Origin of the sequence: Kitasatospora terrestris (assembly GCF_039542905.1) — a bacterium.
Taxonomy (GTDB): Bacteria; Actinomycetota; Actinomycetes; order Streptomycetales; family Streptomycetaceae; genus Kitasatospora; species Kitasatospora terrestris.
Genome location: NZ_BAABIS010000001.1, coordinates 4,664,945 through 4,691,634 on the forward strand (window position 1 = coordinate 4,664,945; position 26,690 = coordinate 4,691,634).

Sequence of the window (26,690 nt, forward strand, 5' to 3'; positions counted from 1 at the left end):
GCGCAGGTGAATCCGCTGCTCACCCTCCCGGCAGGACGGGGAGGGCTCAGGCCGCGTGGGCCCTGGTGAGGCGGTCCGCGCCGACGATCCACTCGCCGCGGCGCATCACCGCGACGAGGTCGAGGGTTTCGGAGTCGAGCACGACGAGGTCGGCGTTCTTGCCTGCCTCCAGGGAGCCGATGGAGTCCGACAGGCCGAGCAGCCGCGCCGGGACGGTGGACAGGGAGGTGACGGCCTGGTTCAGCGAGAGGCCCAGGACGTTGACGGCCCGCTGGAACGAGACGTCGAGGGTGAGGGTGGAGCCGGCGATGGAGCCGCCCTCGACCAGCCGCGCGACGCCGTTCTCGACCCGGACCTGGAGCGGGCCGAGCGGGTAGAGCCCGTCGCCCATCCCGGCCGCGCCCATGGCGTCGGTGATCAGCGCGACCCGCTCGGCGCCGGCCGTGCCGTACGCCAGCTCCAGCACCGAGGGGTGCAGGTGGATGCCGTCGTTGATCAGCTCGACGGTGACCCGCTCGTCCTCCAGCAGGGCGACGATCGGGCCGGGCGCGCGGTGCTGGATGCCCGGCATCGCGTTGAACAGGTGGGTGGCGACGGTGGCACCGGCGTCGACCGCGGCGAGCGTCAGGTCGTAGTCGGAGTCGGTGTGGCCGACGGCGGCGATGATGCCGAGGTCGGAGAGCATCCGGACCGACTCCAGGCCGCCGGGCAGCTCGGGGGCGAGGGTGAACATCTTCGCGTGGCCGCGGGCGGCGTCGGCGAGCTTGCGCACCAGCGCCGGGTCCGGGTCGCGCAGCAGGTCGGGGCGGTGGGCGCCGCACCGGTTGTGCGAGATGAACGGCCCCTCGAAGTGGATGCCCGCCAGCACCCCGTCCTCGACCAGTTCGGACAGGACCGCGGCCTGCCGGCACACCTCGTCGATCTCCCCGGTGACGGTGGAGGCGATGGTGGTGGTGGTGCCGTGCGCGAGGTGGGTGCGCGCCGCCGTGAGCGCCTCCTCGGCGATGCCGGAGGCGTACGAGGCGCCGCCGCCGCCGTGCACGTGCAGGTCGACGAAGCCAGGAACGACGGTGTACCCGGTGAGGTCGAGGTCGCCCGGCTCCGGCTCGCCGCCGAGGCCCGCGATGCGCGAGCCCTCGACGGAGATCCGGCCGTGCTCGACGACGCCACCCGGCAGCACCAGACGGGCTCCGGCGAATGCTTTGCGGTCCGCGGTTGTCACGCGGTCACCTCCATGGAGAGCAGATCCCAGGCGAGCAGACCCGCGCCGAGGGATGCGGCGGTGTCTTTGAGCATGGCCGGTACGACCTTCGGGGGCATCTGGAAGGTCAGCCGCTCCGACACCGCGGCGCGCAGGGGCGTGAAGAGCGTGTCACCGGCTTCCGCCAGCCCGCCGCCGACGATCACCGTCGACGGGTCGAGCAGGCTCTGGGCCAGCACGATGCCGTCGGCGAGCGCGTCCACCGCGTTCCGCCAGACCGCGAGCGCCCTCGGGTCGCCGGAGTCGACCGCGGCGGCGCAGGCCGCCGCGTCCGCGTCCGGGTCGCCGCTGGCCTCGGCCCAGGCCCGGGAGACCGCGGAGGCCGAGGCCAGCGTCTCCAGGCAGCCCGAGGCACCGCAGCCGCACTTCGGGCCGCCGGGGCGGACCACGACGTGGCCGATCTCCCCGCCGTAGCCGTGGGCGCCGGCCTCGATCCGTCCCTCGATGCCGATGGCGCCGGCGATGCCGGTGCCCAGCGCGATGAACAGGAAGCGGTCGACACCCCGGCCGGCACCGATCCGTCCCTCGGCCAGCCCGCCGGAGCGGACGTCGTGGCCGAGGGCGACCGGCAGGCCGCCGAGGCGCTCGCCGAGCAGCTTGCGCATCGGCAGGTCCCGCCAGCCGAGGTTGGCGGAGAAGACCGCGATCCCGTTCTTCTCGTCGATCGTCCCCGGCACGGCGACGCCCGCGGCGAGCGGCGCGCACCCGAAGCGGGCGCGGCCCTCGTCCGCCAGGTCGGCGGCGAAGTCGAGGATGGTGGCGACGACGGCTTCCGTGCCGTGCTCCCGCCCGGTCGGTCGGCGTGCTTCAAACAGCACGGAGCCGTCCTGGGCGACCAGCGCGGCCTTCATGCCGGTGCCGCCTACATCGAGTGCGATGACGTGCTTCACGGGGGACAGTTTCCCTTGGCCAGGTCGGAGAGGTCTAGTCCAGTTGCTCGATTGGTCTATTCCATGGGGGTGATATTCGTCCTGTTGTGGTAGCTCCTGGTCGGTTTGTGGATCCTTGGACAACAATCCTTACCGATCGGGTGGATCAGCCGAGGATGATCGAACGGGTCAGGTTGCGCGGCTGGTCCGGGTTGATCCCCCGGCTCTCGGCCAGGGCGACGGCCAGCTTCTGGATCCGGACCAGGTCGGCCAGCGGGTCCAGTCCGCCGGTGCCCGAACCGGCCACCAGCAGGCCGCCGGCCGCGGCGATGTCGTCCGCCAGGCCCTGCGGCGGCTCGCCCAGCGACCAGACCGCGCGGCCCGGGGCGGTGATCGAGATCGGACCGTGCCGGTACTCCATCGCCGGGTACGCCTCGGTCCAGGCCAGCGCGGCCTCGCGCATCTTCAGCCCGGCCTCCTGGGCCAGGCCGTTGGTCCAGCCGGCGCCGAGGAAGGTGAACTGCTCGCAGGCCAGCAGCTCGGCCGGCACCTGCCAGGCCACCGCCTGCTCGGCGTCCAGCGCCGCCCGGGCCGCGCTGCCCACCCCGGCGGGCAGCGCGCCCTCCAGTTCCAGGTGGGCCCGCAGCAGGGCGAGCACCGTGGTGGCGAAGCGGGTCTGCACGACCGAGCGCTCGTCGGCGAAGCCCAGGTCGACCAGGCGGTCGGCGACCGCGGCGACCGGCTGGTCCACGCACGCGGTGATCGCGGTGCTCGGCGCCTTCACTTCGGAGAGCAGCCGCAGCACCTCGGTGGTGGTGCCGGAGCGGGTGATCGCCAGCACGCGGTCGTAGGTGCGGCCGGCCGGGAACTCCGAGGCGGCGAAGGCGTCGGTCTCGCCGTGGCCGCCGGTCTCGCGCAGCACGGCGTACGCCTGCGCCATGAACCACGAGGTGCCACAGCCGACCACGGCCACGCGCTCGCCGCGCTGCGGCAGGTCGGCGGCCGAGGCGACGGCCTGGGAGGCCGCGGTGCGCCAGTCGGCGGGCTGGGTGGCGATCTCCTCGCCGGTCAGAGAGGGGTGCGGCATGGGTACGGGCTCCTTCGCGGTTCCCTCGGGTGAGATCCATAGCTGCGTAAAGCTGATTGATTTATAGCCGTTTCGAGCACGATTGCGCAATGGGTGGGGGGTCCGGCGCTCGGAAACGGGGCGGACGGGGGTGCGCATGTGCAAAGCTGTGCGTGTTTCGCGCGGTCCCGCGCGGTGAGTGCGCAGGAGGGGCGACGCCCGTGTCCAGGTATGAGCGGTGGAACGCACTGCTGGAACTGCTGACCGAGCACGGCAAGTTGGAGGTCGAGGAGGCCGCCGAGGCGCTGAGCGTCTCCGCCGCGACCATCCGCCGCGACCTCGACCAGCTGGCCCGCCAGCAGATGGTCACCCGCACCCGCGGCGGCGCGGTCGCCCACAACGTCTCCTACGACCTGCCGCTGCGCTACAAGACCGCGCGCAACGCGGACGCCAAGCAGCGGATCGGCGCCGCCGTCGCCGGCCTGATCTCGCCCGGCGAGGTGGTCGGGCTCAACGGCGGGACCACCACCACCGAGGTGGCCCGGGCGCTCGCGGTGCGCCCCGAACTCACCGAGCGGCCCGAGGGCGGCCCCGGCCAGGGCCTGACGGTGGTCACCAACGCGCTCAACATCGCCAACGAGCTGACCGTCCGTCCGCAGGTGAAGATCGTGGTCACCGGCGGCGTCGCCCGGCCGCAGTCGTACGAGCTGATCGGGCCGCTGGCCAGCCTGGTGCTCGGCGAACTCGCCCTGGACGTCACGGTGCTGGGCGTCGACGCGCTGGACGTCGAGCACGGCGCGACCGCCCACCACGAGGGCGAGGCCAGCGTGAACCGGCTGCTGGCCGAACGCGCCCGGCGGGTGGTGGTCGCGGCGGACTCCTCCAAGCTCGGCCACCGCGCCTTCGCCCGGATCTGCGGGGTCGAGCAGGTGGACGCCCTGGTCACCGACGAGGGCGTAAGCGAGGAACTCGCCGACGCCTTCACCGAGGCCGGCGTCGAGGTGATCATCGCGTGACCGGTGCGTTGCACCTGATGCAACGTCGACTGACACTTCGATAACTTCCCGCATTACAGGTCTGGACCACTGGGGGCCCGGCTGGGAGGGTGGCCGCCGCTACCTTTCCCGTGAGGCGGTTCTTTTGAACAGATCTGTGCTGCTCCCGTGCGTCCTCGCCGGCTCGCTGCTGCTCGCCGGATGCGGCACGCTCACCGGTGACGGCGGTGACGTCACCCTGCGGATGGTGGCCGCCGACTACGGCGACAGCGAGGCCAACAGCACCAGCCACTACTGGGACGACGTGGTCCAGCGCTTCCAGGCGGCCACCCCGGGCATCAAGGTCAAGGTCGAGACGGTCAGCTGGACCGACATCGACAAGCGGGTCGGCGAGCTGATCGCCGCCGGCAAGACGCCCGACATCGTGCAGACCGGCGGCTACGCCGACCAGGTCGCCGCCGAGCGCCTCTACCCGGCCGGCGACGTGCTGTCGATCGACACCCAGGTCAACATGCTGGACGCCTTCTCCAAGGCCGGCCAGGTCTTCGGCAGCCAGTACGGCATCCCGTTCGTCGCCTCCACCCGGGTGTTCGTCTACAACAAGGCGGTCTTCCAGAAGGCCGGCATCACCGCGCCGCCGGTCACCTGGGACGAGCTGCGCAAGGACGCCGAGCTGATCAAGGCGAAGGTGCCCGGGGTCACCCCGTACGCGCTGCCGCTCGGGCCCGAGGAGGCCCAGGGCGAGTCGATGATCTGGACCATGAGCGGCGGCGGCTCGCTCGCCGACAACGCCGGCAACTACACCATCGACTCGCCGCAGAACCGGGCCACCTTCAGCTGGCTGCGGACCAACCTGGTGGACCGGAAGCTCACCTACGCCGACCCCGGGACGGTCGACCGCAAGACCGCGTTCGCCGACTTCGCCGCCGGCAAGGTCGCCATGCTCAACGGGCACCCGGGCCTGGTCCGCAAGGCGATCGACTCGAAGATCGACTACGGCACGGCCGCCATCCCGCGCCGGGACGCGGCGGCCAAGCCCAGCACCCTCGGCGTCGCCGACTGGATCATGGCCTTCAAGGCCAACGGCCACAAGGCGCAGATCAAGAAGTTCCTCAACTTCGTCTACCAGAAGGAGAACACGCTCAAGTTCGACGAGCAGTACAACCTGCTGCCCGTCACCCAGGACACCCGCGCCGAGATGACCGGCAGCGGCAACCACCAGGACCTGAGCGAGTTCCTGAACGCCCTGCCGAACGCCAACTTCTACCCGCTCGGCGACCCCTCGTGGGACAAGGTCAGCGTGCTGGTCAAGCAGAAGATCGGCGCCGCCGTCCGGCCCGACGGCGACAAGGCGCTGGCCGACCTGCAGGGAGTGGCGGCCGCCGAGGCGGGCAAGGTCCGGCGATAGGCTCGGCCCATGGCTGGGCTGAGTGAGCGTGACCTCGCCGTGCTCGCGCTGGAGGCGCGGCAGTGGCGGACGACGGGCGCCAAGGAGCGGGCGATCCGGGAGGAGCTGGGAATCTCGGCCACCCGGTACTACCAGCTGCTCGGCGCCCTGCTCGACCGGGAGGAAGCACTCGCCCACGACCCCGTCCTGGTCAACCGCCTACGGCGGGTCAGGGAGGCCAAGCGCCGGAGCCGGTAGGCCTCCCGGCCCCCTGCGCCCGGAGGACGGCCCTCCGGGCTTACTGTCGGTGCATGGGTATTCCAGAGGGCATGACGGCCGCCGGGCGGGACGGGGTGGCCGGGGTGGTGGCACAGCCGTCGCGGACGGTGGTGGCACTGGACTTCGACGGGACGCTGGCGCCGATCGTGGCCGACCCGGCGTCCGCGCGGGCGCACCCGGGCGCCGCGGCGGCCCTGGCCGCGCTGGCCCCGCTGGTCGACTCGGTGGTCGTGGTGACCGGCCGGCCGGCGGCCGTGGCGGTGGAGTACGGAGGGCTGGCGGACGTCCCCGGGCTGGAGCGCCTCACCGTGCTCGGCCAGTACGGCGCCGAGCGCTGGGAGGCCGCCACCGGCGAGGTGGTGGCGCCGGAGGTGCACCCGGGGGTGGCCGGGGTGCGGGCGGAGCTGCCCGCCGCGCTGGCGCGGGCGGGCGCGCCCGAGGGCACCTGGGTGGAGGACAAGGGCCGCGCCCTGGGCGTGCACACCCGCCGCACCGCCGACCCGGACGCGGCACTGGACCTGCTGCGCGCCCCGCTGGCGGAGCTCGCCGAGCGGCACGCGCTGATCGTGGAGCCCGGCCGGATGGTGCTGGAGCTGCGCCCGCCGGGCGTGGACAAGGGCGCCGCGCTCACCGGCTACCTGGCCGAGCGCGGACCGGGCCCGGTGGTCTACGCCGGGGACGACCTCGGCGACCTGCCCGCGTACGCGGCGGTCGAGCGGCGGCGGGCCGAGGGCCTGCCGGCGCTGCTGGTGTGCAGCGGGCCGGTCACCGGTGAGCCGCCGGTGCGCGAACTCGCCGACCGGGCGGACGTCGTGGTGCCCGGCCCGGCCGGCGTGGTGGAGCTGCTGAGCGGTCTGGCGGAGCTGATCCGGGCGCGTTGAGCCCGGCCCGTCGGGGGCGGGCCGAGCCGGTGTCAGAGCGCGGCGAGCTGGTCCAGGAACCACTGCTGCGGCGGCAGCGCGGTCGCCGCGGCGGCCAGCCGCTTGGTCCGGTCGGCCCGCTCCGCCGAGGGCATGGTGAGCGCGGCGTGCAGGGCGTCCGCGGTGGCGATCACGTCGTACGGGTTGACGGTGATCGCGTCCTCGGCGAGCTCGGCGAAGGCGCCGGCCTCCCGGGACAGCACCAGCGCGCAACCGTCGTCGGAGACCACCGGGATCTCCTTGGCGACCAGGTTCATGCCGTCCCGGATCGGGTTGACCAGCGCCACGTCGGCCAGCCGGTAGGCGGCCAGCGAGCGCGGGAAGTCGTCGTTGACGTGCAGGATCAGCGGCTGCCAGGTCGCCGTGCCGAACTCGTCGTTGATCTCGTGGGCGATCCGCTGGACCGCGGCGGTGTACTCGCGGTACTCCGGCAGGTCGTGCCGGGAGGGGTAGGCGAAGGCGATGTGCACCACCCGGTCCTGCCACTCGGGCCGGGTGCGCAGCAGGTGCCGGTAGGCGAGCAGGCCGCGGACGATGTTCTTGCTCAGCTCGGTGCGGTCGACCCGGACGACGGTGCGGCGCTCGCCGACCGCCTCGCGCAGGGCGGCGAGCCGGGCGTCCACGTCGGCGCGGTGGGCGCGCTCGCGCAGGAAGTCGGCGTCCGCACCGAGGGCGTGCACGCCGAGCGCGGTGGTGCGGCCGCCGTACGTGACGGTGAGCGCCTCGCGGTCGACCTCGGCGCCGAGCACGCTCTCGCAGCAGTCGGCGAAGGCCAGCGCCCAGCGCCTGGTCAGGAAGCCGGCCCGGTCGGCGCCGAGGATGCCGGTGAGCACGGCGGCGGCGACGTCGTCGGGCAGCAGCCGGTAGTACTCCGGCGGGGCCCACGGGGTGTGCGAGAAGTGGCCGATCCGCAGGTCCGGGCGGAGCTCGCGGAGCAGGGCCGGGGCGAGCGACAGGTGGTAGTCCTGGACCAGGACGGCGGCGCCGGGGGCCGCCTCGGCGGCCAGCGCCTCGGCGAAGGCGGCGTTGTAGGCGGTGTAGGACTCCCACTCGCGGCGGAAGCGGTCGTCGAAGTTCGGCGTGGTCGGGGTGTCGTACAGCAGGTGGTGGACGAACCACAGGGTGGAGTTGGCGACGCCGTTGTAGGCGCGGGCGAAGGTGCCCGGGTCGATGTCCAGCATCCGGACGGCCTGCCCGCCGACGTCGTGGCCGGCCAGGTCGAGCCGCCCGTCGGGCGCCTGCCGGGCGGCCTGCCGGTCGCCCTCGGAGAGCGCGGCGCACACCCAGACCGCGGACGGGTCGTCGATCGCGGACAGCCCGGATACCAGGCCGCCACCGCCTCTGCGCAGGGTCAGCGAGCCGTCGTCCTCGCTGATGAAGGACACCGGCCCGCGGTTGGAGGCCACCAGGATCGGGGCGGAGCCGGGCTGGTTCGAACGTTCGGACGCGAGATCGGCCATACAGCCAACCTTGCCGGGCACCGGCCGGTACAAACCACTCGACGCGGCGGGCACCCGGCGACCGATCACGGGTCCGGCCGCCGCGGAGGTCGCGCGGGGCCCGTGTCCTCCCCCGTCCTCCCCGGGAGGACGGGGGCCCGGGGCGGGCTCAGCGGTTGCTGCGGTACTCGGGGAGGCTGGTCACCGGGGGGCGTTCGGTGGCGCCGACGGGGTGGGTGTGCGGGGCGAAGCCGGCCGGGGTGCGGGTGAACTGGGTGAGCTGCGGGCGGACCAGGTCGGTGGAGGCCTTGAGGCGGTGGGTGCGGTCGAGCCGCTCCAGCGCGGTGCGGTAGATGGTGGCGGCCATCCGGCCGAGCGCCTGGCCGTCCTGGTGGCGGTGGTGCCGGACGCCCACGTCGACCTGGGCGAGGGCGTCCAGGCCGACCTCGTCGAGGGCGTCGACCAGCAGGCCGAGCTCGACGCCGTAGCCGGTGGGGAAGGGCAGCCGCTCCAGGAGCGAGCGGCGGGCCGCGTACTCGCCGCCGAGGGGCTGGACGAAGCCGGCCAGCTGCGGCCAGTGCAGGTTGAGCAGCGGCCGGGCGACCAGCTCGGTGACCCGTCCGCCGCCCGCCGGGACGACCGCGCCGTCCGTCTCCAGCGGCCGGTCGTACATGGCCTTGACCAGCTGGATCGCCGGATCGGTGAGCAGCGGCCCGACGATCCCGGGGACCAGGGCGGGGTCGAACTCGCGCAGGTCGGCGTCGACGAAGCAGACGATCTCGCCGGAGGTGACCAGCAGGGAGCGCCAGAGCACCTCGCCCTTGCCGGTCTCGGCGGGGATCCGGGGGAGTATCGCGTCCCGGTGGACGACGCGGGCGCCGGCCGCGGCGGCGGTCTCGGCGGTGCGGTCCACCGAACCGGAGTCGACCACCACCAGTTCGTCCACCAGTGGCGCCTTCTCCATCAGCTCGGTGCGGATCGCGGAGACGATCTCGCCGACCGTGGGCTCCTCGTCGAGGGCGGGCAGCACCACGCTGACGGTGCCGGCCGCCCCGGCGGCGCGCTTGGCGGCGAGCAGCTGCTCCAGCGGCCGGTCGGCGGCCGTCCAGGAGCGGCGGCGCAGCCAGTCGGCCACCTCCGGGAGGACCCCCAGGTCATGCTCGGCGGGCAAGATCTCACTCCCTCGTCGGGTCTGTCTCGGGTGGCGGACGGTATGCGGTCGCCGTCCGGGCCTTCGGATACAGTCTTCGTACTGCGATCAGACCTTCGCACGCCGGGGTCGCCCGCAGCGCATGACCACAACTTCACAGAGCTCATCCAGAGGGACTGAGGGAACGGCCCGTTGACGTCCCGGCAACCCTCCCGCGCGGCTGTAGCAGGCCCCCGCGGGACAGGTGCCAATTCCGGCCTGTGGCACGACCTGTGCCACGGGGAAGATGAGGAGAGAGGCCTCCGCCATCATGGCTACCGCTACCCCCGCACCCTCGGCGACCGTCGACCTCGGCCCCGCCGCCGCGCTGTCCTGTCGCGAGTGCGGCACCCGCTTCCCGCTCGGCCCGAGCTTCGCGTGCCTGGAGTGCTTCGGCCCGCTGGAGATCGCCTACGACTACGGCTCGTACGAGGCCGAGGAGCTCCGCAAGCGGATCGAGGCCGGTCCGACCAGCATCTGGCGGTACGCGCCGCTGCTGCCCGTCCCGGCCGACGTCGCCGAGAAGCCGAACCTGAACCCGGGCTGGACCCCGCTGGTCAAGGCCGACAACCTGGGCCGCGAGCTGGGCTTCACCGCGCAGCTGCACATCAAGGACGACTCGGGCAACCCGACCCACTCCTTCAAGGACCGGGTGGTGGCCTGCGCGATCGAGGCCGCCCGCGCCTTCGACTTCACCACCCTCTCCTGCTCCTCGACCGGCAACCTGGCCGGCGCGGTGGGCGCGGCCGCCGCCCGGGCCGGCTTCAAGTCCTGCGTGTTCATCCCGCACGACCTGGAGCAGGGCAAGGTCGTGATGGCCGGTGTCTACGGCGGCGAGCTGGTCGGCATCGACGGCAACTACGACGACGTGAACCGCTTCTGCTCCGAGCTGATCGGCGACCCGGCCGGCGAGGGCTGGGGCTTCGTCAACGTCAACCTCCGCCCGTACTACGGCGAGGGCTCCAAGACCCTGGCGTTCGAGATCTGCGAGCAGCTCGGCTGGCGGCTGCCGGAGCAGATCGTCATCCCGATCGCCTCGGGCTCCCAGCTCACCAAGATCGACAAGGGTCTGCAGGAGCTGATCAAGCTCGGCCTGGTCGAGGACCGGCCGTACAAGATCTTCGGTGCCCAGGCCGAGGGCTGCTCCCCGGTCTCCGCCGCCTTCAAGGCCGGCCACGACGTGATCCGCCCGGTCAAGCCGGCCACCATCGCCAAGTCGCTGGCGATCGGTAACCCGGCCGACGGCCCGTACGTGCTGGACATCGCCCGCCGCACCGGCGGCGCCGTCGAGGACGTCACCGACGCCCAGGTGGTCGAGGCGATCAAGCTGCTGGCCCGCACCGAGGGCATCTTCGCCGAGACCGCGGGCGGCGTGACCGTCGGCGTGCTCAAGAAGCTGGTCGAGACGGGTCAGCTGGACCCGTCGAAGGAGACCGTCGCGATCAACACCGGCGACGGCCTGAAGACCCTGGACGCCGTCTCCGACGCCGGGATGACCGCCGTCATCAAGCCGTCGCTGGAGTCCTTCCGCGCCGCCGGCCTCGCCACCGCCTGAACCGCCCCCGCGCAGCCCCTCGCCGCCCCCCGCTCGACCCAAGGAGTGCCCGCATGAGCGCCACCGTCCGCATCCCGACCATCCTGCGCACCTACACCGGCGGCGCCGCCGAGGTCACCGCCGAGGGCGACACCCTGGCCGCCGTGATCGCGGACCTGGAGGCCAACCACACCGGCATCTCCGCCCGCATCCTGGACGACGCCGGCGCGCTGCGCCGCTTCGTCAACGTCTACGTCAACGACGACGACGTGCGCTTCGCCGAGGGCCTGGCGACCGAGATCAAGGACGGCGCGTCCGTCTCGATCATCCCCGCGGTGGCCGGCGGCTGCTGAGCCGCCGTCACCCGCCCATTAGCGCCTGAGAGCCGCCGTCGGGGCCGGAACCTGGATTTCCGGTCCGGACGGCGGCTCTCGGCATTGCCCGTGGGAATTCCCGCACGTCGGGAGGTATAGAGTGCGAACGCCCGCACTCCGTGCGGCCCGCCGCGGGTCGGGTACGCAGGGCCTGTCCGGCCGCTGAGACGGACCTGGGACAGTGCGACCCCGATCCTGTCAGGTCGTCGTCAGGATTCTCCGAGGGATATGCGGTGATCGGTCCGTTATGTCCCCTGTGAATTGCCGTGGATGCGGCTTTCATCCCGTCATATCCCTTGTCGGGGACGGTGATTTCCCGGAAGTTGACCCTGTTGCAGAGGGCACTTATCCGGATACATTCAGCCGCGACAAGGCTTGCCTCCGGGGGGGTTCCCCAGGCCGGCCTTCAAGACCTTGGGCCCGCGGCGTGCGGGTCCGTGAAGGGCCAGCACAGCACTAGGGGAGTTCGGAATGGCTCAGGGCACCGTCAAGTGGTTCAACGCCGAGAAGGGCTACGGCTTCATCGCGGTCGACGGTGGTGCGGACGTGTTCGTCCACTACAGCGCGATCCAGATGGACGGCTACCGCACCCTCGAAGAGGGCCAGCGGGTTGAGTTCGAGATCTCGCAGGGGCAGAAGGGTCCGCAGGCGGACATGGTCCGTTCGCCCGAGGCCTGATCCCCGCAGCACCGGCAGCAGGCCCGCACGGATCCTCCGTGCGGGCCTGTCGCCATGTCTGGGACATCTGCCGAACGGGCTTGCACTCGCCACCCCAGAGTGCTAATCATTGGCGTTAGCACTCACAGTGTGAGAGTGATAAGCGGACCGGGTCGGTGAGGTCCCGGGAGCGGTAGGGGACGAGACCCCCGCTCGCAGGGCCGTCCGTCGCGGGCACCCCTTGGTCCGAGCAGTCGACCGTGTCCCGGAGGACCACTTCTGATGGCCAAGATCATCGCCTTTGACGAGGAAGCCCGCCGCGGCCTTGAGCGTGGCATGAACCAGCTTGCCGACGCAGTGAAGGTCACGCTCGGCCCCAAGGGTCGCAACGTCGTCCTGGAGAAGAAGTGGGGCGCCCCCACGATCACCAACGACGGTGTCTCCATCGCCAAGGAGATCGAGCTCGAGGACCCCTACGAGAAGATCGGCGCGGAGCTCGTCAAGGAGGTCGCCAAGAAGACCGACGACGTCGCGGGTGACGGCACCACCACCGCCACCGTGCTCGCCCAGGCGCTCGTCCGCGAGGGCCTGCGCAACGTCGCCGCCGGCGCCAACCCGATGGCCCTCAAGCGCGGCATCGAGAAGGCCGTCGCCGCCGTCTCCGACCAGCTCCTGGCCCAGGCCAAGGACGTGGAGACCAAGGAGCAGATCGCCTCCACCGCCTCCATCTCCGCCGCCGACACCCAGATCGGCGAGCTCATCGCCGAGGCCATGGACAAGGTCGGCAAGGAAGGCGTCATCACCGTCGAGGAGAGCAACACCTTCGGCCTGGAGCTCGAGCTCACCGAGGGCATGCGCTTCGACAAGGGCTACATCTCCGCGTACTTCGCGACCGACCTGGAGCGCATGGAGTCCTCCTTCGAGGACCCGTACATCCTGATCGCCAACTCCAAGATCTCCTCGGTCAAGGACCTGCTCCCGCTGCTGGAGAAGGTCATGCAGAGCGGCAAGCCGCTCGTCATCATCGCCGAGGACGTCGAGGGCGAGGCCCTGTCGACCCTGGTCGTGAACAAGATCCGCGGCACCTTCAAGTCCGTCGCCGTCAAGGCCCCGGGCTTCGGCGACCGCCGCAAGGCCATGCTCGGCGACATCGCCATCCTCACCGGCGGCACCGTGATCTCCGAGGAGGTCGGCCTCAAGCTCGAGAACGCGGGCCTCGACCTGCTGGGCACCGCCCGCAAGGTGGTCATCACCAAGGACGAGACCACCATCGTCGACGGTGGCGGCGACAGCGACCAGGTCGCCGGCCGGGTCAACCAGATCCGCGCCGAGATCGAGAACAGCGACTCGGACTACGACCGCGAGAAGCTCCAGGAGCGCCTCGCCAAGCTGGCCGGCGGCGTGGCCGTCATCAAGGCCGGCGCGGCCACCGAGGTGGAGCTCAAGGAGCGCAAGCACCGCATCGAGGACGCCGTCCGCAATGCCAAGGCCGCCGTCGAGGAGGGCATCGTCGCCGGTGGTGGCGTCGCCCTGCTGCAGGCCGGTGTCGCGTTCGACAAGCTGGAGCTCGAGGGCGACGAGGCCACCGGTGCCAACATCGTCCGCGTGGCGCTGGAGGCCCCGATCAAGCAGATCGCGACCAACGCCGGCCTCGAGGGCGGCGTCGTGGTGGAGAAGGTGCGCAACCTCCCCGCCGGCCACGGCCTGAACGCCGCGACCAACGAGTACGTCGACCTGATCGCCCAGGGCATCATCGACCCGGCGAAGGTCACCCGCTCCGCCCTGCAGAACGCCGCCTCCATCGCGGCGCTGTTCCTCACCACCGAGGCCGTCATCGCCGACAAGCCGGAGAAGGCCGCCGCGGCCGCCGGCGGCGGCATGCCGGGCGGTGACATGGACTTCTGATCCTCCGGGATCGGACGCTCCTGATCGCTCCGCGAGGGCGGTCTCCCCACCACGGGGAGGCCGCCCTCGCGGCGTTCCGGGGTGCGGGAGAATGGGGGGATGGCCAGCACCGAGATCGAAACCGCCCTGCACAGCGCCCGTGCGCTGATCCTCGCCGACCTGACCGCGCGGGACGTCGCGGACGCGGCCGTGGTGTCGCTGGTCGAGGACGCCGTGACGCACCGGCGGTGGTGGGCGGAGCAGTGGCCGGAAGGCACCGAGTACGTGCTCGGGCTGGTGGCGCAGGACGTCCAGGACGCGCTGCTGGAGCAGTACGGGCGGTGGCCGCTGTGCGCGGCCTGCGCGGCGGAGGAGGACGACCCGCACGCACTGAGCGTGGAGCCGGAGCTGGGGCCCGACCCGCACTGGGTGTGCGGCAAGCGCGGCGTGGTGGTGGCGCCGGTCGGGGAGCTGGCGTGATCCTGATCGACCCGCCGAACTGGCCCGGGCACGGCAAGTGGTGGTCGCACCTGGTGAGCGACGTGTCGTACGAGGAACTGCACGCCTTCGCGGAGCGCCTGGGCGCGCCCGCGAAGGGCTTCGAGCGGGACCACTACGACATCCCGGCGGCGTGGTACGCGAAGGCGGTGGCGCTGGGCGCCGAGCCGGTGGGCAGCAAGGAGCTGGTCGCCCGGCTGACCGCCGCCGGGCTGCGGCGGCGGAAGGTCAGCCCTCCAGGGCGGTGAGTTCGGCGGCCAGGTTGGCCCGGGCGGGGGCGTCGAAGCGGTCCCGGGCGGCGGGGGTGCGGTAGAGCGCGGGCAGGTCGAGGAGCTGGCGCAGGATCGCCGCCCGGCCGGTGCGGAAGGCCTCCTCGGGGACGAACGCGTACTCGGCGCGCACGGCGGCCGCGTACGCCGCGTAGCCCTCCGGCGGGCCGCCGAGGACGGCCAGGTCGGCGTCGCAGAGCACCTCGCCGTTGCGGTCGCCGGGCTCGGGGTGGTGGGTGACGGTGAGCCGGACCAGCCGGGCGACCTCCTCGACCAGGGCCTCGGCGAGCCCGGCCTCGCGCAGCGCGCGGACGGCGAGCTGGGCGCTGCGCTCCTCGTTCTCGGAGCGGTCCGGCTTGTAGACGGCGTCGTGGAACCAGGCGGCGAGCCGGACGGCGTCCGGGTCGTCGGCGTACCCGGCGAGCGCGTCCACGTGGTCCAGGACGGCCCGCAGGTGCTCGGTGGTGTGGTACCGGCGCTGCGGCTCGGCCCAGCGTTCCAGCAGGTCACGGGCGTAGGGGGCGGGGTCGACGGTGGCGCCGCAGCGCAGCAGCAGCTCGTTCCAACGGTCCGGCAGCGCAGAAGTCATGTCGAACATTCTGGTGCGCCCCCTGGCGTCATATGTCGGTGACCGGTATATGTAGACGACATGACTGATCGTTCGATGCAGGAGCCCACGCTGCTGCTGTTGACCGCGCTCGCGGACCGGCCCCGGCACGGCTACGCGCTGATCCAGGAGGTCGCCCAGATCTCCGGCGGCCGGGTCAAGCTCCGGACCGGCACGCTCTACGGGGCGCTCGACCGGCTGCTGCAGCAGCAGGTGATCGAGGTGGAGGGCGAAGACGTGGTCGACGGGCGGGCCAGGCGCACGTACGCGCTCACCGACGCCGGCCGCGAGGTGCTGGCGGCGGAGGCCGCCAGGCTGCGCTCGGTCGCGGCCGAGGCGGAACGACGACTCGCGGGCGGCCCGGCCGTCCGCCCGGCGGTGAAGGGGGCGTTCGCATGAGCGGCTGGGGGGTGCGCGCGGCGCTGCGGCTGTATCCGGCCGCGTACCGCGGGGAGCGCGGGGCGGAACTCGTCGGGGTGCACGAGGAGGTCACCGCCGACGCCGGGCGGCTGGAGCGCCTGCGGGAGCTCGGCGACCTCGCCGGGTACGGGCTGCGGCTGCGCCTCGGCCTCGGCGCGGCCGGCCTGCCCGCCCGACTGCTCGCCGTCGCGGCGCCGCTGATCGCCGGCGCGCTGGCCGGACAGGCGCTGTTCACGGCCGAGGACGTGGTCGTCGCCGACCGTGCGTACCGGCGTTACGCGTTGTTCGGTGACGGCAGCCTGGCGATGCTGCTCGACCGGGCCGGCTCGCTGGTCCTCCTGCTGGCCGCCGTCGCGGCACTGTTCGGCGGCTGGGCGGTCGCCCGCGCGGCGGCCCTGGTCGGCATGGCGCTGGCCGTGGTCTCCGGGGCGGGCCTGTTCCTCGCCGAGGCCCATCGGGTCGGCGGCACCGAGGCGCTGCTCGGCGTGCTGGTCGACGGCGGGCCGCAGCTGCTGTGGGCGCTGATGCTGCTCGCCGCGCCGCGAGACCTGCTGCCGCCGGTGACCGGCCGGTCGGTGGCCGCGGTGTGCGCGGGCGCGCTGATGGCCGGCCCGGTGCTGTACGGCGCCTTCTACGGCCTGCTCGGCTGGGGCACGCTGTTCGCCGCGGACTGGATGATGCTGCTCGGCCCGGCGTTCGTCGCCATTGAGCTGGTCCTGCTGGTCGCGGCCGGGCCGGCGCTGCTGCGCGGACGGCTGCTGCCGGCGGCCGCGCTGGTGGCGACCGCGCCGATGATGCTGCCGGGAGTGCTGCCGCACGTGGTGCGCAGCGGGCTCGGCCCCGCCGGTGCGCTGGTGCTGCTGCTCATGGTGGCGGCGGGAGCGGTGCTGCTGGGGCGGTACTGGCACCCGGTCGTGCCGCGGCGCGGGGCGCCCCGGGTCTGAACGGCACCCGGCCCCGCCACTGTCGCCGCTGGTGGCGGGGCCGGGAGGGCCGCAGCTTTCGGGGGATCAGGGGGCTCGCCGAGCGGGCTCCGGATGTGGCAAGGTAGCGATATGTCTAGACCAATGTTCGAAGTCATCGCGCTGACCGTGCAGGACGCCCAGGCCGCCGAGACCGGCGGCGCCGATCGGCTCGAACTGGTCACCGACATGGCCGCCGACGGCCTCACCCCGTCCGTCGCCGACTTCGCCGCGATCCGCGCCGCCGTCGGCATCCCGCTGCGGGTCATGCTGCGGATCCGGGACGGCTTCACGCCCGGTGACCTGGACGAGCTGCTGGCCCGGACGGCCGCGCTGCGGGCCGAGGGCGCGGACGAGTTCGTCCTCGGCTTCCTCGACCCGGACGGGTCCGTCGACCTGGCGGCCACCACCGCCGTCGCCTCGGCGGTCGAGGGCTGCGCGTGGACCTTCCACCGCGCGATCGACCACTCCGCGGACCGCGGCGACGTCCGCGCCGCCGTCGCGGAGCTGCCCGGCCTGGACACCTTCCTCACCTCCGGCGCCGCGGCGGGCGTGGACGCCGGGCAGGAGGTGCTGGCCGGCGAGCTCGCCAAGGCCGGCGACCCCGGCTACCGGCAGCGGATCCTGGTCGGCGGCGGCCTGCGGGCCGAGCACGTACCGGGCCTGCGGGCGGCCGGCTTCGACGCCTTCCACATCGGCGGCGCGGTCCGCGACGGCGGCTGGACGGGCGCGGTGTCGCCCGCGAAGGTCGCCGAATGGCGCACGCTCATCGGCGAGTAGCGCGATCAGGGGCTCGCAGTCCTCCCCCCGGCCTTCGGCCGGGAGGCGCCCCCACGAGCCCCCGAAAGCGTCAGAGCAGCCGTGGCTCGACGCGCTCCTCCACCGCCCGGTCGCCGTCGCGGGTGACGATGTACGCGGCCTTGCCGCGGCGTTCGGTGAGGGCCTCGACCAGGGTGGTGCCCTTGTAGTGGAGGCCCACCCCGTCGTCGGTGCAGTGGGTGGTGGGCAGCGTCCCGTCGGCGACCAGGCGGTGGACCAGCGGGCGGCGGCCCGGGTCGACGTCGTAGTGCACGCCGTTCCCGTACGGGAGCAGCCCGAGCGCGTCGGTGACCGGCCGCAGCTCACGGCCGAAGGAGTCGGTCGTCCCGCCGCGGAACCAGCAGATGGACCCGGCGCTGACCCCGCTGAGCACCACACCCGCCTCCCAGGCCCGCCGCATCACCGCGTCCACCCCGTGGACCCGCCACACCGCCAGCAGGTTGGCCACCGAACCGCCCATCACCCACACCACGTCCTGCTCCAGCACGGTGCCCTCGACGTCGTCCAGGTTGGGCATCGGGAAGAGCTGCAGCGGCGTCAGGTCGAAGCCGGCGACCCGGGCCGCCTCCGCCATCCGCGCGGTGACGTACTCGGCGTCGCCGATCGCCGTGCCGACGTACATCACCCGGGGCCGGCGCCCGTGGACGCCGGACAGCTCGACGGCGTGGTGGACCAGGGCGTCGAACTCGATCGTCGTCCGGGTGCCGGTGCGGTGGCCGCCCGAGGTGGCGAGGACGGTGGGCTCAGAGGCGGGCATGGTTCGCGATCCTACGGCGTCTCAGCCCAGTTGGGACGGCAGCGGCTCCCGGTGCAGGACGGCGAGTCCGGAGACCGCCCGGGTGAGGGCGACGTACAGGCGGCGCAGGCCGGTGCGCTCGTCGGGCTCGCCGGCGACGATCGCGGCCGGTTCGTCGAGCACCACGTAGTCGTACTCCAGGCCCTTGGCGAGCGAGGCTGGCACCAGGGTCAGGCGGGCCTCCGCCGTGGTCTCGGTGCCGGGGTCGAGGAAGGGCAGCCCGGCGGCGTCCAGGGCCTCGGCGAGCAGCGGGATCCGGGCGTCGGCCGCGATCAGGCCGGTGGAGCCCTCCCGGGCGAGCGCGTCCCGGCAGGCGGAGACCACCTCGTCGACCAGCCCGTCCTCGACCCGGGTGACGGTCAGCGAACCGGGCGCCTCGCGGACCGAGGAGGCCGGTGCCAGGCCGGGGGCGATCGAGGGCAGCAGCCGGGAGGCGTACGCGATGACCTCCTCGGGCACCCGGAAGCCCTGGGTGAGCTCCTCGATGTGCGCGGCCGGCTTGCCGAGGTGGTGCAGGGCCTCGGGCCAACTGGCGGTTGCCCACGGGGTGGTGCCCTGGGCGAGGTCGCCGAGGACGGTCGCCGAGCCGGTGGAGCAGCGGCGGCCGACCGCCCGGTACTGCATCGGGGAGAGGTCCTGGGCCTCGTCGACGACCACGTGGCCGAGCGAGGCGGTGCGCTGCACCAGGTCGTTGGCCTCGTCGACCAGGACGGCGTCGGCGGCGGTCCACGGCGCGGTCTTCGGCGAGCGGGCGGCCTTGGTCCAGCGGACGGCGTCCTGCTCCTCGGGGGTGAGGATGCCGTCCGCGGAGGCGGCGAGGAACTCGGCGTCGGTGAGCAGCCGGTGGACCAGCTTCACCGGGTCGACCGGCGGCCAGCAGGCCTTGGCCACGGCCTTGACGGCGGTGTTGCGGGCGACGGCGTCCTGCACCCGGTCGTCGGGGGCCTCGCCGCCCTGCTCCATCTTGACCAGCACGGCGTGCGCGATCCGCTGCGGCAGCGCCTCGGCTGCGGCGCCGTAGCGGATCTCGCGGCCCTTCAACTCCTGGATGATCTCTTCGAGTTCGTACGCCGGCACCCGCCAGCGGCGGGAGCCGCGGACCACCACGCACGGCTCGGTGGGCAGCGCGATCCCGGAGCGGACCGCCCGGCGCAGCACCTCGGCCATCCGGGCGTCGCCCTTGATCCGGGCGGCCTCGGCGGTGTCGGTGCCGCGCACCTCGACGTGGCCGACCAGCTCCTGGACGGTGGCCTGGGCGACGTCCAGCTCGCCCAGGGCGGGCAGCACCTGCTCGATGTAGTGGAGGAAGGAGCGGTTCGGGCCGATCACCAGGGTGCCGGTGCGGGCGAGGCGCTCGCGGTGCGCGTACAGCAGGTAGGCGACGCGGTGCAGGCCGACGGCGGTCTTCCCGGTGCCGGGGGCGCCCTGGACGCAGACGGTGCCGGAGATGTCGGCGCGGACGATCTCGTCCTGCTCGGGCTGGATGGTGGCGACGATGTCGCGCATCGGGCCGACGCGGGGCTTCTCGATCTCCGCGGCGAGCAGCGCGGAGCGGGTGTCGGCCTCCGCCGGGTCGGACAGGTTCTCGTCCTCGTACGCGGTCAACTCGCCGCCGGTGTAGCCGAAGCGGCGGCGCTTGCCGACGTCCATCGGCTCCTTGCGGCTGGCCCGGTAGAACGGCTGGGAGACCGGCGCGCGCCAGTCGATCACCATCGGGTCGCCGTCGGCGTCGTGGACGTGCCGGCGGCCGATGTAGAAGCGCTCGCCGCCGCCGCCCTCGGAGAGGTCCTCGCTGATCGCGTGCAGGTAGTCCAGGCGGCCGAAGAACAGCGGGGTGTGGGCGAGGTCGGCGAGCGCGGCGATCCGCTGCTCGATCTGGTGGTGCAGCACGGCGGCGGACACCCAGGTGCCGGTGACGTCGCGCAGGTCGAGCGACTCGACGTCCTCGCGCATCGCCCGGAGCGCGGCGCGGGAGGCGGCGAGGTGCGCGCGCTCGCGCTGCAGCGGGTCGGTGATGGCGGCGGCGGCGGCGTCGGTGGCGGCGGCGTCGGTGGCGGTGGTGGCGTCGGTGGGGGAGTGCACGGCGAACCTTCCCGGCTGCCCGGCATCGGGGGCAGCGGACTCGTCTTAGCTCACGGTGAAGGACACCGGCCGGTTACCGAGCGGCCGGTACCTCCCACGGCTGCCGACGACAGGCACCACGGTTCGGGAGGGGGCAGACCGGAGATCCTAGACCCGGAATCTCTCGGGGTGCCAATCAATCGACCCCCAGGGGTCGGTACGCCTCAGGGACGACTTTCGGCCCGACGATCGCGGACTTCGGACTGATGCCCCGCTGACGTGCGGATATCTACCGTGGAGGTATGGACACGGAGCGAACCACCACCAACCGGGCCACCGGCGGCCGAGCTGCCGACGGCCGCCGCCACCCGATGGCCAAGGCCGTCCGCAACCTCGGGATCGTGCTCGACACCGCCGCGCGCGTGGTCTTCCTCGGGCGCGACGGCGTCAAGCTGTAACCGGCGGGATCAGATGTCGTCCGCGTCGACGATCCGGTACGCGTAGCCCTGCTCGGCCAGGAAGCGCTGCCGGTGCGCCGCGAAGTCCTGGTCGACGGTGTCGCGGGCGACCACCGAGTAGAAGTGGGCGGCGTGCCCGTCCGCCTTGGGCCGCAGCACGCGGCCGAGCCGCTGGGCCTCCTCCTGGCGCGAGCCGAAGGTCCCGGAGACCTGGATGGCGACGGTCGCCTCCGGCAGGTCGATCGAGAAGTTGGCCACCTTCGACACCACCAGCACGCCGATCTCCTTCGAGCGGAACGCGTCGAAGAGCTTCTCCCGCTGCGCGTTGCTGGTCTCGCCCTTGATCACCGGGGCGTTCAGCGCCTCGCCCAGCTCGTCCAGCTGGTCGATGTACTGCCCGATGACCAGCGTCTGGTCGCCCTGGTGCTTCTTGACCAGCGCCTCCACCACCCGCCGCTTGGTGGCGGTGGTCGAGCAGAAGCGGTACTTCTCCTCCGGCTCGGCGGTCGCGTACATCAGCCGCTCGCTGTCGCTGAGCGTCACCCGCACCTCGCAGCAGTCGGCCGGTGCGATGTAGCCCTGCGCCTCGATCTCCTTCCACGGCGCGTCGAAGCGCTTGGGGCCGATCAGCGAGAACACGTCGCCCTCGCGGCCGTCCTCGCGGACCAGCGTCGCGGTCAGGCCGAGCCGCCGGCGGGCCTGCAGGTCGGCGGTGAACTTGAACACCGGCGCGGGCAGCAGGTGCACCTCGTCGTAGACCACCAGGCCCCAGTTGCGGGCGTCGAACAGCTCCAGGTGCGGGTAGACGCCCTTCCGCCTGGTGGTCATCACCTGGTACGTGGCGATGGTGACCGGGCGGATCTCCTTGCGGGTGCCGCTGTACTCGCCGATCTCCTCCTCGGTCAGCGTGGTCCGCTTGACCAGCTCGTGCTTCCACTGCCGGGCCGAGACGGTGTTGGTCACCAGGATCAGCGTGGTGGTCTTGGACTCCGCCATCGCCGCCGCGCCGACCAGCGTCTTGCCCGCCCCGCAGGGCAGCACCACGACGCCGGAGCCGCCGTGCCAGAAGCCCTCGACGGCCTGCTTCTGGTACGGGCGCAGCTGCCACCCGTCCTCCTCCAGGTGGATCGGGTGCGCCTCGCCGTCCACGTACCCCGCGTAGTCCTCGGCGGGCCAGCCGAGCTTCAGCAGCACCTGCTTGATCTGGCCGCGCTCGGACGGGTGCACCACCACGGTGTCCGGGTCGATCCGGACGCCGACCAGCGGGGCGATCTTCTTCGAGCGCAGCACCTCCTCCAGCACCGGCCGGTCCGTGGTGGACAGCACCAGGCCGTGCACCGGGTGCTTCTGCAGCTGCAGCCGTCCGTAGCGGGCCATCGTGTCGGCCACGTCGACCAGCAGCGCGTGCGGCACCGGGTAGCGCGAGTACTTCACCAGGGCGTCCACCACCTGCTCGGCGTCGTGCCCCGCCGCGCGGGCGTTCCACAGCCCCAGCGGGGTCACCCGGTAGGTGTGGATGTGCTCCGGGGCGCGCTCCAGTTCGGCGAACGGCGCGATGGCCCGCCGGCACTCGGCGGCCGCGGGGTGGTCGATCTCCAGGAGCAGCGTCTTGTCGCTCTGGACGATTAGGCAGGACACACATACCTCCGCAGATAGGATCGTCGCGCGACAGGCAGCTCACTGCCTGCCACCGCTCGGGCTATGCCCCGTGCCCGACGCCGCAAGGGCGTCCCGGCCAGCACGCCCGGTATGCGCGCCGCTGTCTATGTTCGCCTATCGCGCGAAACAGAAGAAACGACTTCGCCAGAGCGCCAGCGCCCGGCCTGTTAACAGCTCTGTGCGGCCCGTGCCTGGACCGTCGTGGCCGTCGAGGAGGACATCGACGTCTCCGGCTTCTCGCGCGGGCTGGACCGGCCGGGGCTCCGGAAGATCCTGGCTACGCTCGCCGAGTTCGACGTGATCGTGTTCTTCGAGATCGACCGTCTTGCGCGCTCCACGGTGGACTTCACCGAGATCATGCGCATCACGGAGGCCGAGAGCGTTGCGCTCGCGTCGGCCACGGAGCCGCTGGACCTCACGTCGTCGGTGGGCCGGGCCACGGCCGAGGTGATCGCCGTCTTCGCCGAGCTGGAGTCCGACACCATCGGCATGCGAGTCTCCGGCGCCCACGAGCACCTGCGGCGAGAAGGCCGCTGCACCGGCGGGCGGGTTCCGTACGGGTACCAAGGGGCTCCGAACCCGGACGGCGCGGGCAAGGTGCTCGTGGCCAACCCCGACGAAGCCAAGACCGTCCACATGATCGTTGAGCGGGTCCTCAAGAAGGACTCGCTCATGCAGATCACAACGGACCTGAGCGCGGCCGGCATCCCGTCCCCGGGGCACACCTCACGGCAGACCACGGGCAAGCGCAACGACTCGAAGCGGTGGTACACGACCACGCTCCGGAGCCTGCTCCCCAACCCGCAGTTGCTCGGACAGGTCATCGAGGACGGGAGGCCCATCCTGCGCACCGACGGCCTACCGCTGGTCAACCGAGCGCCGATCCTCGACATGGACGCCTGGCAGGCACTCCAGGACGAGCTTGGAAGCCGCGCAGACCCCGGCGACCGCAGGTGGGAGGGGACGTCGCTGCTGCGGGGCATCCTGCCACTGCTCGTTGTGCGGCACCGGATGTACACCTGTGCCGCCGCCGGGCGGATTCGGTACCACTGCATCGGGCGGCTGAAGAAGAGACAGGGCGGCGAGAGCAGCGACTGCTACGGCGTGAGGATCGCCGGGGCTGGGGCCGTGCCGACGGGCAGGACGCACGCCGAGGTCTGGCGGGATGCCGACACCGCCGGGAAGCGCGATCTGCTGCTCAGCGCCGGCGCGTACGTGGAAGTCGCCCCAGCGACGAAGCAGGGCCGCTACCCGGACACGTCGAGGCTCTCGGTTCACTTCGGACGAGAGGGCCAGGCGCGCCGCGACAGCGCAGACGGCAAAGACGGCCAAGCTGTGCTCTCGGAGGTGGTCACCCGCGACGAAGCTCCGTAGGGCCACGGACAACGCAGCAGCCCGCCAACGAGAGCGCGAATCTCGATGGCGGGCTGCGCTTGGCAGCCTCTTCAGGGTTCAGGGCGAGGACCACAGGACCGCTGCGGAGGAGCGAGCTGCCCGCGCGTGGAAATGGTCAGCCCTGATTTGCCACGAATTGGCCGGTGACGGCGTCGATGAATTCCACAGTTCCTGACGCCTGGGATTCGCCGGGTTTGACGATGTTGACCGCCCAACACGGCCGCCACTGTCCCTGGATCTTCTTCGCCAGGAGGAACGTGGTGTCGGCGCGAGAGCCGGTGTGGGTGGAGATGGCTTGCTGCTTGGCGGTGTCGGCGGTGACGGTGGGATGCGGCAGCTGGGGGTCGGCGTCCCAGCGCGCGGAGGACGCCATGACCCGGCCGGAGGTGGAGACCGTGATGTCCAGGCGCATCGGCATCAGGACGTTGTCGGCGTTGTACCGACGGTAGGTGAGCATGTAGGCACCACCCGCACTGTCGGTAGAGGTCAGAGTGGGAGTCACGGCCTGTGTGAGTTCGGAGAACCAGGTCGCCGCGAAGTCGGTGCCGACCTTGAGGACCTGGTCCCGGGTGAGGGGCCCCGGGTCGATTTGACTGTTGGCCGAGGCGCTGATGAGGAGGCGCCCGGTGGGCCACTCGATCCGGAACTGGCCGCGGTCGGTGACGGCCTCGAGGACCTGCTGGGGAGGATTGTCGGGGGTGGCGGTCAGGCGGGTGGTCTGCAGCAGGGTGTCGGGTCCGAAGAGTCGGCTGGCGATGCGTTGGGGCATCTCGGTCTCGTCGGCCGAGGAGTTCGAGCCGAAGCCCGCTGCGTCGTGATGAAGCGGCACGTACAGCAGGACGACGGTCGTGACGGCGACGAGGCCGACGCCTGCCGTGGTGAGGCCGTGAAAGCCGTCCCGGAGCCCGAACAGCACCTTGCGGCGGCGGAGCCACAACCAGACGACAGCGGCAACCGTGCCGATGAGCGCGCCGAGTGCGTTGTCGACGAAATCCGCTCCGTCGCAGGAGCGGCCGGTGCCCAGCAGGGTCTGGCAGAGCTCGGTCACGGCGGAGAGCACTGTGCACGCCGCGAGGACGGTGAGCGGCCGGCGCAGGACCAGCGTGGCGGAGAAGGCGAGAGGCACGAACAGGGCGATGTTCATCAGCCCTTGCTGGGTAGTGGCGGTGGCCCACACTCCGCTGCCGATCGAGCACGTCCGCCCGGACGACCCGGTGGTGGTCGGCGTCAGTGTCGCCGCGACCTCGCCAGCCAGAGACAGCCCCCACAGCACTGCGGCGGCCTGCGGCCACTGTCTGGCCCGGGCCTGCCGCAGAGCCGCCGTCCCAAAGGCCAGGCCGAGGACGGCGAAGACGGGGAGAAGCGCGGGAGCCGAGGAGAAAATCGCTTCGATCATTGGTCTTCCGGGAGGCGGTCGGGCAATGTGACCCGGGGAGGGCGCAGGCTCAGCCCGTGCCCTCCCCGGATTCGGTTCAGCCTGTCAGGCTCAGCAGGGGTGGTCCGGCGGGGTCTGGAAGGTCTGCTGCCCGGAGACCCACATCTTGCCGATCGCGCTGCAGTTCGCCGGCAGCGGGGCGAAGCCCCAACTGAAGCTCTTGGTCTCACCCGCGTTCTGGTAGAACGCGCCCTGGTCCCAGTGGGTGTTGCCGCCCTCCTCGTACGCGAACCTGGCGAGGATCTGGCCGCCCGAGTTCTTCTTGTACTGGATGGCCGTGAGCGCCGAGTAGTAGGACTGGCCGTACCCCGCACCGTTCTCGGACCAGAAATACAGGGTGCCGCTGCTCAGCGAGGTGCTGACCAGAGGCTGGATGCCACCGGTGGTGGAGGTAGCGGTGCCGTCGTTGACTTCGGCGGACGCCCCACCCGTCGTGGGCAGCTTGAGCTGGTGGTTGCCCTTCTCGGCCGGAGCGGCCTGGGCGTCGACGGTGGCTGCGAGCGGCACGGCCGCCAACGCTGCGGCGATACCGAGCCGTACCATCGTCGTACGCGCCCCGCTCATCCGGGTCGCGGTCTTCGCCATGATGTCCTCCCAAAGCGCATCGAAATGGCGGGGAGGGGGGCTCCGCGTTGCAGCGCGGACCCCCCAGCCCACAGATTGAGACCGAACAGCGCTTGCGCGGTGCCGCCCGGCTGAGCTGAAGCCTTCCGCATGCGGCCGATCCGGACAAGCGCATTGCTGGGCGATCTTCGTCCCGCTTTCGCCCGTAATCCCACGCGCTAGGTCACCACGGAGTGTGACCGAACTGTGGTCCATGGGCCAACGTCGCACCACTCTCCGATGATCAATAACTCCGGAGTGTTACGTCACGATTGTGCAACGGGCGCAAGATCCGCCTGGAACGCGCCAGGGCTTCAGGGTCGCGGAGTGGTCCAGGTCAATTCGCTGCCACGGCCGGCCCTGGATCCGCACGGATTCTGATGCTCAATTGGGTCGGCCCCTGCTGGATGGCCGAGAGGTGCATCCGATCCCTGGGGAATGTCTGCGGGCAGGTTGCTTCTGCTGTCTCCCATGGTGCTGAGCGGAGTTGGAACAATCCGAGGTTGAACTCGCGATGTCGGTGATCAGGCCGGTCGCGGCCGGACAGCCGTCGACGAGCTGAGGCCAGTACTGGATCTTCCGTAAGCCGCGCCTGACCGTCCGCACGGGGTGGTCCGGCTCGGCGAAGGCGACGTTGGCCAGGGAGCCGCGTCGCAGCAGCGGCCAGATGCCCTCGACCGGGTTGAGGCCAGGCGCGTACGGGGGCAACTGGTAGAGGGTGGGCCAGTTCTGGGCGGCGACGAACTCCTCCGTCCCGGCGGCCAGATGGGACTTCAGGTTGTTCCGGATCAGAACGATCGGGCGATGAGCGGTCCGTCGTTCACGCGGGGAGCCCTCCCCGGGGTGCGGTCGCA

26 protein-coding genes, 2 pseudogenes and 1 riboswitch are annotated in these 26,690 nt (G+C 72.1%); of the genes and pseudogenes, 16 read left to right on the forward strand and 12 right to left on the reverse strand.

Going from position 1 to position 26,690, the window contains the following annotated elements; translation table 11 throughout:
* Nucleotides 1-46: 46 nt before the first annotated feature.
* The 3 genes from nagA to ABEB06_RS21615 all read right to left on the reverse strand — a co-directional run bounded on the left by nagA (nucleotide 47) and on the right by ABEB06_RS21615 (nucleotide 3,217).
* Entirely contained in the window at nucleotides 47-1,222 is a 1,176-nt protein-coding gene (gene nagA / locus ABEB06_RS21605) for an N-acetylglucosamine-6-phosphate deacetylase (RefSeq protein ID WP_345698520.1), read from the reverse strand.
* A complete protein-coding gene (locus tag ABEB06_RS21610) occupies nucleotides 1,219-2,151 on the reverse strand; it encodes an ROK family protein (protein WP_345698521.1) in 933 nt (310 codons plus the stop codon). Before ABEB06_RS21610 ends, nagA begins: the two co-directional genes overlap by 4 nt.
* Before the next feature lie 145 nt (nucleotides 2,152-2,296).
* Nucleotides 2,297-3,217 (reverse strand): SIS domain-containing protein, encoded by a 921-nt coding sequence (locus tag ABEB06_RS21615; protein ID WP_345698522.1) that lies wholly within the window; start codon nucleotides 3,215-3,217, stop codon nucleotides 2,297-2,299.
* A gap of 200 nt (nucleotides 3,218-3,417) precedes the next feature.
* On the opposite strand from ABEB06_RS21615, the gene ABEB06_RS21620 reads away from it, so the two are divergent.
* The 4 genes from ABEB06_RS21620 (at nucleotide 3,418) to otsB (ending at nucleotide 6,738) form a co-directional block, all read left to right on the forward strand.
* Nucleotides 3,418-4,212: a DeoR/GlpR family DNA-binding transcription regulator gene (locus tag ABEB06_RS21620; RefSeq protein WP_345698523.1), complete on the forward strand. Its 795-nt coding sequence runs from the start codon at nucleotides 3,418-3,420 to the stop codon at nucleotides 4,210-4,212.
* Between the two features lie 124 nt (nucleotides 4,213-4,336).
* The gene (locus ABEB06_RS21625) at nucleotides 4,337-5,599 is read left to right on the forward strand and encodes an extracellular solute-binding protein (RefSeq protein ID WP_345698524.1); all 1,263 of its coding nucleotides are present in this window, start codon (nucleotides 4,337-4,339) and stop codon (nucleotides 5,597-5,599) included.
* A 9-nt stretch (nucleotides 5,600-5,608) separates the two neighbouring features.
* Nucleotides 5,609-5,836 (forward strand): DUF3263 domain-containing protein, encoded by a 228-nt coding sequence (locus ABEB06_RS21630; RefSeq protein WP_345698525.1) that lies wholly within the window; start codon nucleotides 5,609-5,611, stop codon nucleotides 5,834-5,836.
* Between the two features lie 53 nt (nucleotides 5,837-5,889).
* Nucleotides 5,890-6,738: a trehalose-phosphatase gene (gene otsB, locus ABEB06_RS21635; protein ID WP_345698526.1), complete on the forward strand. Its 849-nt coding sequence runs from the start codon at nucleotides 5,890-5,892 to the stop codon at nucleotides 6,736-6,738.
* 32 nt (nucleotides 6,739-6,770) lie between these two features.
* Here otsB and ABEB06_RS21640 read toward each other — a convergent pair whose 3' ends face one another.
* Both ABEB06_RS21640 and ABEB06_RS21645 read right to left on the reverse strand, forming a co-directional pair.
* On the reverse strand, nucleotides 6,771-8,237 hold the full coding sequence (locus tag ABEB06_RS21640) for an alpha,alpha-trehalose-phosphate synthase (UDP-forming) (protein ID WP_345698528.1): 1,467 nt from the start codon (nucleotides 8,235-8,237) through the stop codon (nucleotides 6,771-6,773).
* 148 nt (nucleotides 8,238-8,385) lie between these two features.
* The gene (locus ABEB06_RS21645) at nucleotides 8,386-9,387 is read right to left on the reverse strand and encodes a glucosyl-3-phosphoglycerate synthase (protein WP_345698529.1); all 1,002 of its coding nucleotides are present in this window, start codon (nucleotides 9,385-9,387) and stop codon (nucleotides 8,386-8,388) included.
* A gap of 139 nt (nucleotides 9,388-9,526) precedes the next feature.
* Nucleotides 9,527-9,659, forward strand: a riboswitch (SAM riboswitch).
* Between the two features lie 17 nt (nucleotides 9,660-9,676).
* Between ABEB06_RS21645 and thrC the strand changes: the two genes are divergently transcribed.
* From thrC to ABEB06_RS21675, 6 genes are all read left to right on the forward strand, one after another.
* Nucleotides 9,677-10,960, forward strand: coding sequence for a threonine synthase (gene thrC, locus ABEB06_RS21650; RefSeq protein ID WP_345698530.1), 1,284 nt, complete (start codon nucleotides 9,677-9,679; stop codon nucleotides 10,958-10,960).
* A 53-nt stretch (nucleotides 10,961-11,013) separates the two neighbouring features.
* Complete coding sequence (locus ABEB06_RS21655) at nucleotides 11,014-11,292, forward strand: MoaD/ThiS family protein (protein WP_345698531.1); 279 nt, start codon at nucleotides 11,014-11,016, stop codon at nucleotides 11,290-11,292.
* A gap of 492 nt (nucleotides 11,293-11,784) precedes the next feature.
* On the forward strand, nucleotides 11,785-11,991 hold the full coding sequence (locus tag ABEB06_RS21660) for a cold-shock protein (protein WP_345698532.1): 207 nt from the start codon (nucleotides 11,785-11,787) through the stop codon (nucleotides 11,989-11,991).
* Nucleotides 11,992-12,252: 261 nt separating this feature from the next.
* A complete protein-coding gene (groL, locus tag ABEB06_RS21665; protein ID WP_345698533.1) occupies nucleotides 12,253-13,875 on the forward strand; it encodes a chaperonin GroEL in 1,623 nt (540 codons plus the stop codon).
* Nucleotides 13,876-13,974: 99 nt separating this feature from the next.
* Nucleotides 13,975-14,334 (forward strand): hypothetical protein, encoded by a 360-nt coding sequence (locus tag ABEB06_RS21670; RefSeq protein WP_345698534.1) that lies wholly within the window; start codon nucleotides 13,975-13,977, stop codon nucleotides 14,332-14,334.
* On the forward strand, nucleotides 14,331-14,600 hold the full coding sequence (locus ABEB06_RS21675) for a DUF4031 domain-containing protein (RefSeq protein WP_345698535.1): 270 nt from the start codon (nucleotides 14,331-14,333) through the stop codon (nucleotides 14,598-14,600). The genes ABEB06_RS21670 and ABEB06_RS21675 overlap by 4 nt, the downstream gene beginning before the upstream one ends.
* Here the strand turns inward: ABEB06_RS21675 and ABEB06_RS21680 are convergent.
* Complete coding sequence (locus ABEB06_RS21680) at nucleotides 14,581-15,210, reverse strand: HD domain-containing protein (RefSeq protein WP_345698536.1); 630 nt, start codon at nucleotides 15,208-15,210, stop codon at nucleotides 14,581-14,583. The genes ABEB06_RS21675 and ABEB06_RS21680 overlap by 20 nt on opposite strands.
* 60 nt (nucleotides 15,211-15,270) lie before the next feature.
* Between ABEB06_RS21680 and ABEB06_RS21685 the strand changes: the two genes are divergently transcribed.
* From ABEB06_RS21685 to ABEB06_RS21695, 3 genes are all read left to right on the forward strand, one after another.
* Complete coding sequence (locus tag ABEB06_RS21685; protein WP_345698537.1) at nucleotides 15,271-15,627, forward strand: PadR family transcriptional regulator; 357 nt, start codon at nucleotides 15,271-15,273, stop codon at nucleotides 15,625-15,627.
* A complete protein-coding gene (locus tag ABEB06_RS21690) occupies nucleotides 15,624-16,592 on the forward strand; it encodes a hypothetical protein (RefSeq protein WP_345698538.1) in 969 nt (322 codons plus the stop codon). Before ABEB06_RS21685 ends, ABEB06_RS21690 begins: the two co-directional genes overlap by 4 nt.
* 123 nt (nucleotides 16,593-16,715) lie before the next feature.
* Nucleotides 16,716-17,390, forward strand: a complete 675-nt coding sequence (locus ABEB06_RS21695; RefSeq protein ID WP_425559671.1) for a copper homeostasis protein CutC — start codon at nucleotides 16,716-16,718, stop codon at nucleotides 17,388-17,390.
* A 70-nt stretch (nucleotides 17,391-17,460) separates the two neighbouring features.
* Here ABEB06_RS21695 and ABEB06_RS21700 read toward each other — a convergent pair whose 3' ends face one another.
* Together ABEB06_RS21700 and ABEB06_RS21705 are read right to left on the reverse strand one after the other, a co-directional pair.
* Complete coding sequence (locus tag ABEB06_RS21700; protein ID WP_345698540.1) at nucleotides 17,461-18,186, reverse strand: Type 1 glutamine amidotransferase-like domain-containing protein; 726 nt, start codon at nucleotides 18,184-18,186, stop codon at nucleotides 17,461-17,463.
* Nucleotides 18,187-18,207: 21 nt separating this feature from the next.
* A complete protein-coding gene (locus tag ABEB06_RS21705; protein ID WP_425559672.1) occupies nucleotides 18,208-20,307 on the reverse strand; it encodes a HelD family protein in 2,100 nt (699 codons plus the stop codon).
* A gap of 281 nt (nucleotides 20,308-20,588) precedes the next feature.
* Between ABEB06_RS21705 and ABEB06_RS21710 the strand changes: the two genes are divergently transcribed.
* Nucleotides 20,589-20,744 carry a hypothetical protein gene (locus ABEB06_RS21710; protein ID WP_345698541.1) on the forward strand — a complete coding sequence of 52 codons (156 nt, stop codon included), beginning with the start codon at nucleotides 20,589-20,591 and terminating at the stop codon, nucleotides 20,742-20,744.
* A gap of 9 nt (nucleotides 20,745-20,753) precedes the next feature.
* Here the strand turns inward: ABEB06_RS21710 and ABEB06_RS21715 are convergent, their stop codons facing one another.
* Nucleotides 20,754-22,382 carry a DNA repair helicase XPB gene (locus ABEB06_RS21715; RefSeq protein WP_345698542.1) on the reverse strand — a complete coding sequence of 543 codons (1,629 nt, stop codon included), beginning with the start codon at nucleotides 22,380-22,382 and terminating at the stop codon, nucleotides 20,754-20,756.
* Nucleotides 22,383-22,589: 207 nt separating this feature from the next.
* Here ABEB06_RS21715 and ABEB06_RS21720 point away from each other — a divergent pair.
* A pseudogene (locus ABEB06_RS21720) lies at nucleotides 22,590-22,925 on the forward strand (recombinase family protein); the annotation flags it as partial.
* Between the two features lie 81 nt (nucleotides 22,926-23,006).
* A complete protein-coding gene (locus ABEB06_RS21725) occupies nucleotides 23,007-23,777 on the forward strand; it encodes a recombinase family protein (protein ID WP_345701934.1) in 771 nt (256 codons plus the stop codon).
* A 136-nt stretch (nucleotides 23,778-23,913) separates the two neighbouring features.
* Here the strand turns inward: ABEB06_RS21725 and ABEB06_RS21730 are convergent, their stop codons facing one another.
* The 3 genes and pseudogenes from ABEB06_RS21730 to ABEB06_RS21740 form a co-directional block, all read right to left on the reverse strand.
* Nucleotides 23,914-25,194 (reverse strand): VanZ family protein, encoded by a 1,281-nt coding sequence (locus ABEB06_RS21730; protein WP_345698543.1) that lies wholly within the window; start codon nucleotides 25,192-25,194, stop codon nucleotides 23,914-23,916.
* A gap of 90 nt (nucleotides 25,195-25,284) precedes the next feature.
* Nucleotides 25,285-25,818: a hypothetical protein gene (locus tag ABEB06_RS21735; protein ID WP_345698544.1), complete on the reverse strand. Its 534-nt coding sequence runs from the start codon at nucleotides 25,816-25,818 to the stop codon at nucleotides 25,285-25,287.
* A gap of 543 nt (nucleotides 25,819-26,361) precedes the next feature.
* Nucleotides 26,362-26,637 (reverse strand): annotated as a pseudogene (locus ABEB06_RS21740) (transposase); the annotation flags it as partial.
* Nucleotides 26,638-26,690 lie beyond the last annotated feature (53 nt).

Bases quoted from the DNA above. Each gene is read 5' to 3' on its own strand.
- ABEB06_RS21615 (WP_345698522.1), bottom strand. From the start codon at position 3,217: ATGCCGCACCCCTCTCTGACCGGCGAGGAGATCGCCACCCAGCCCGCC.
- ABEB06_RS21630 (WP_345698525.1), top strand. From the start codon at position 5,609: ATGGCTGGGCTGAGTGAGCGTGACCTCGCCGTGCTCGCGCTGGAGGCG.
- otsB (WP_345698526.1), top strand. From the start codon at position 5,890: ATGGGTATTCCAGAGGGCATGACGGCCGCCGGGCGGGACGGGGTGGCC.
- ABEB06_RS21640 (WP_345698528.1), bottom strand. From the start codon at position 8,237: ATGGCCGATCTCGCGTCCGAACGTTCGAACCAGCCCGGCTCCGCCCCG.
- thrC (WP_345698530.1), top strand. From the start codon at position 9,677: ATGGCTACCGCTACCCCCGCACCCTCGGCGACCGTCGACCTCGGCCCC.
- ABEB06_RS21655 (WP_345698531.1), top strand. From the start codon at position 11,014: ATGAGCGCCACCGTCCGCATCCCGACCATCCTGCGCACCTACACCGGC.
- ABEB06_RS21660 (WP_345698532.1), top strand. From the start codon at position 11,785: ATGGCTCAGGGCACCGTCAAGTGGTTCAACGCCGAGAAGGGCTACGGC.
- groL (WP_345698533.1), top strand. From the start codon at position 12,253: ATGGCCAAGATCATCGCCTTTGACGAGGAAGCCCGCCGCGGCCTTGAG.
- ABEB06_RS21670 (WP_345698534.1), top strand. From the start codon at position 13,975: ATGGCCAGCACCGAGATCGAAACCGCCCTGCACAGCGCCCGTGCGCTG.
- ABEB06_RS21680 (WP_345698536.1), bottom strand. From the start codon at position 15,210: ATGACTTCTGCGCTGCCGGACCGTTGGAACGAGCTGCTGCTGCGCTGC.
- ABEB06_RS21685 (WP_345698537.1), top strand. From the start codon at position 15,271: ATGACTGATCGTTCGATGCAGGAGCCCACGCTGCTGCTGTTGACCGCG.
- ABEB06_RS21690 (WP_345698538.1), top strand. From the start codon at position 15,624: ATGAGCGGCTGGGGGGTGCGCGCGGCGCTGCGGCTGTATCCGGCCGCG.
- ABEB06_RS21695 (WP_425559671.1), top strand. From the start codon at position 16,716: ATGTTCGAAGTCATCGCGCTGACCGTGCAGGACGCCCAGGCCGCCGAG.
- ABEB06_RS21700 (WP_345698540.1), bottom strand. From the start codon at position 18,186: ATGCCCGCCTCTGAGCCCACCGTCCTCGCCACCTCGGGCGGCCACCGC.
- ABEB06_RS21710 (WP_345698541.1), top strand. From the start codon at position 20,589: ATGGACACGGAGCGAACCACCACCAACCGGGCCACCGGCGGCCGAGCT.
- ABEB06_RS21730 (WP_345698543.1), bottom strand. From the start codon at position 25,194: ATGATCGAAGCGATTTTCTCCTCGGCTCCCGCGCTTCTCCCCGTCTTC.
- ABEB06_RS21735 (WP_345698544.1), bottom strand. From the start codon at position 25,818: ATGGCGAAGACCGCGACCCGGATGAGCGGGGCGCGTACGACGATGGTA.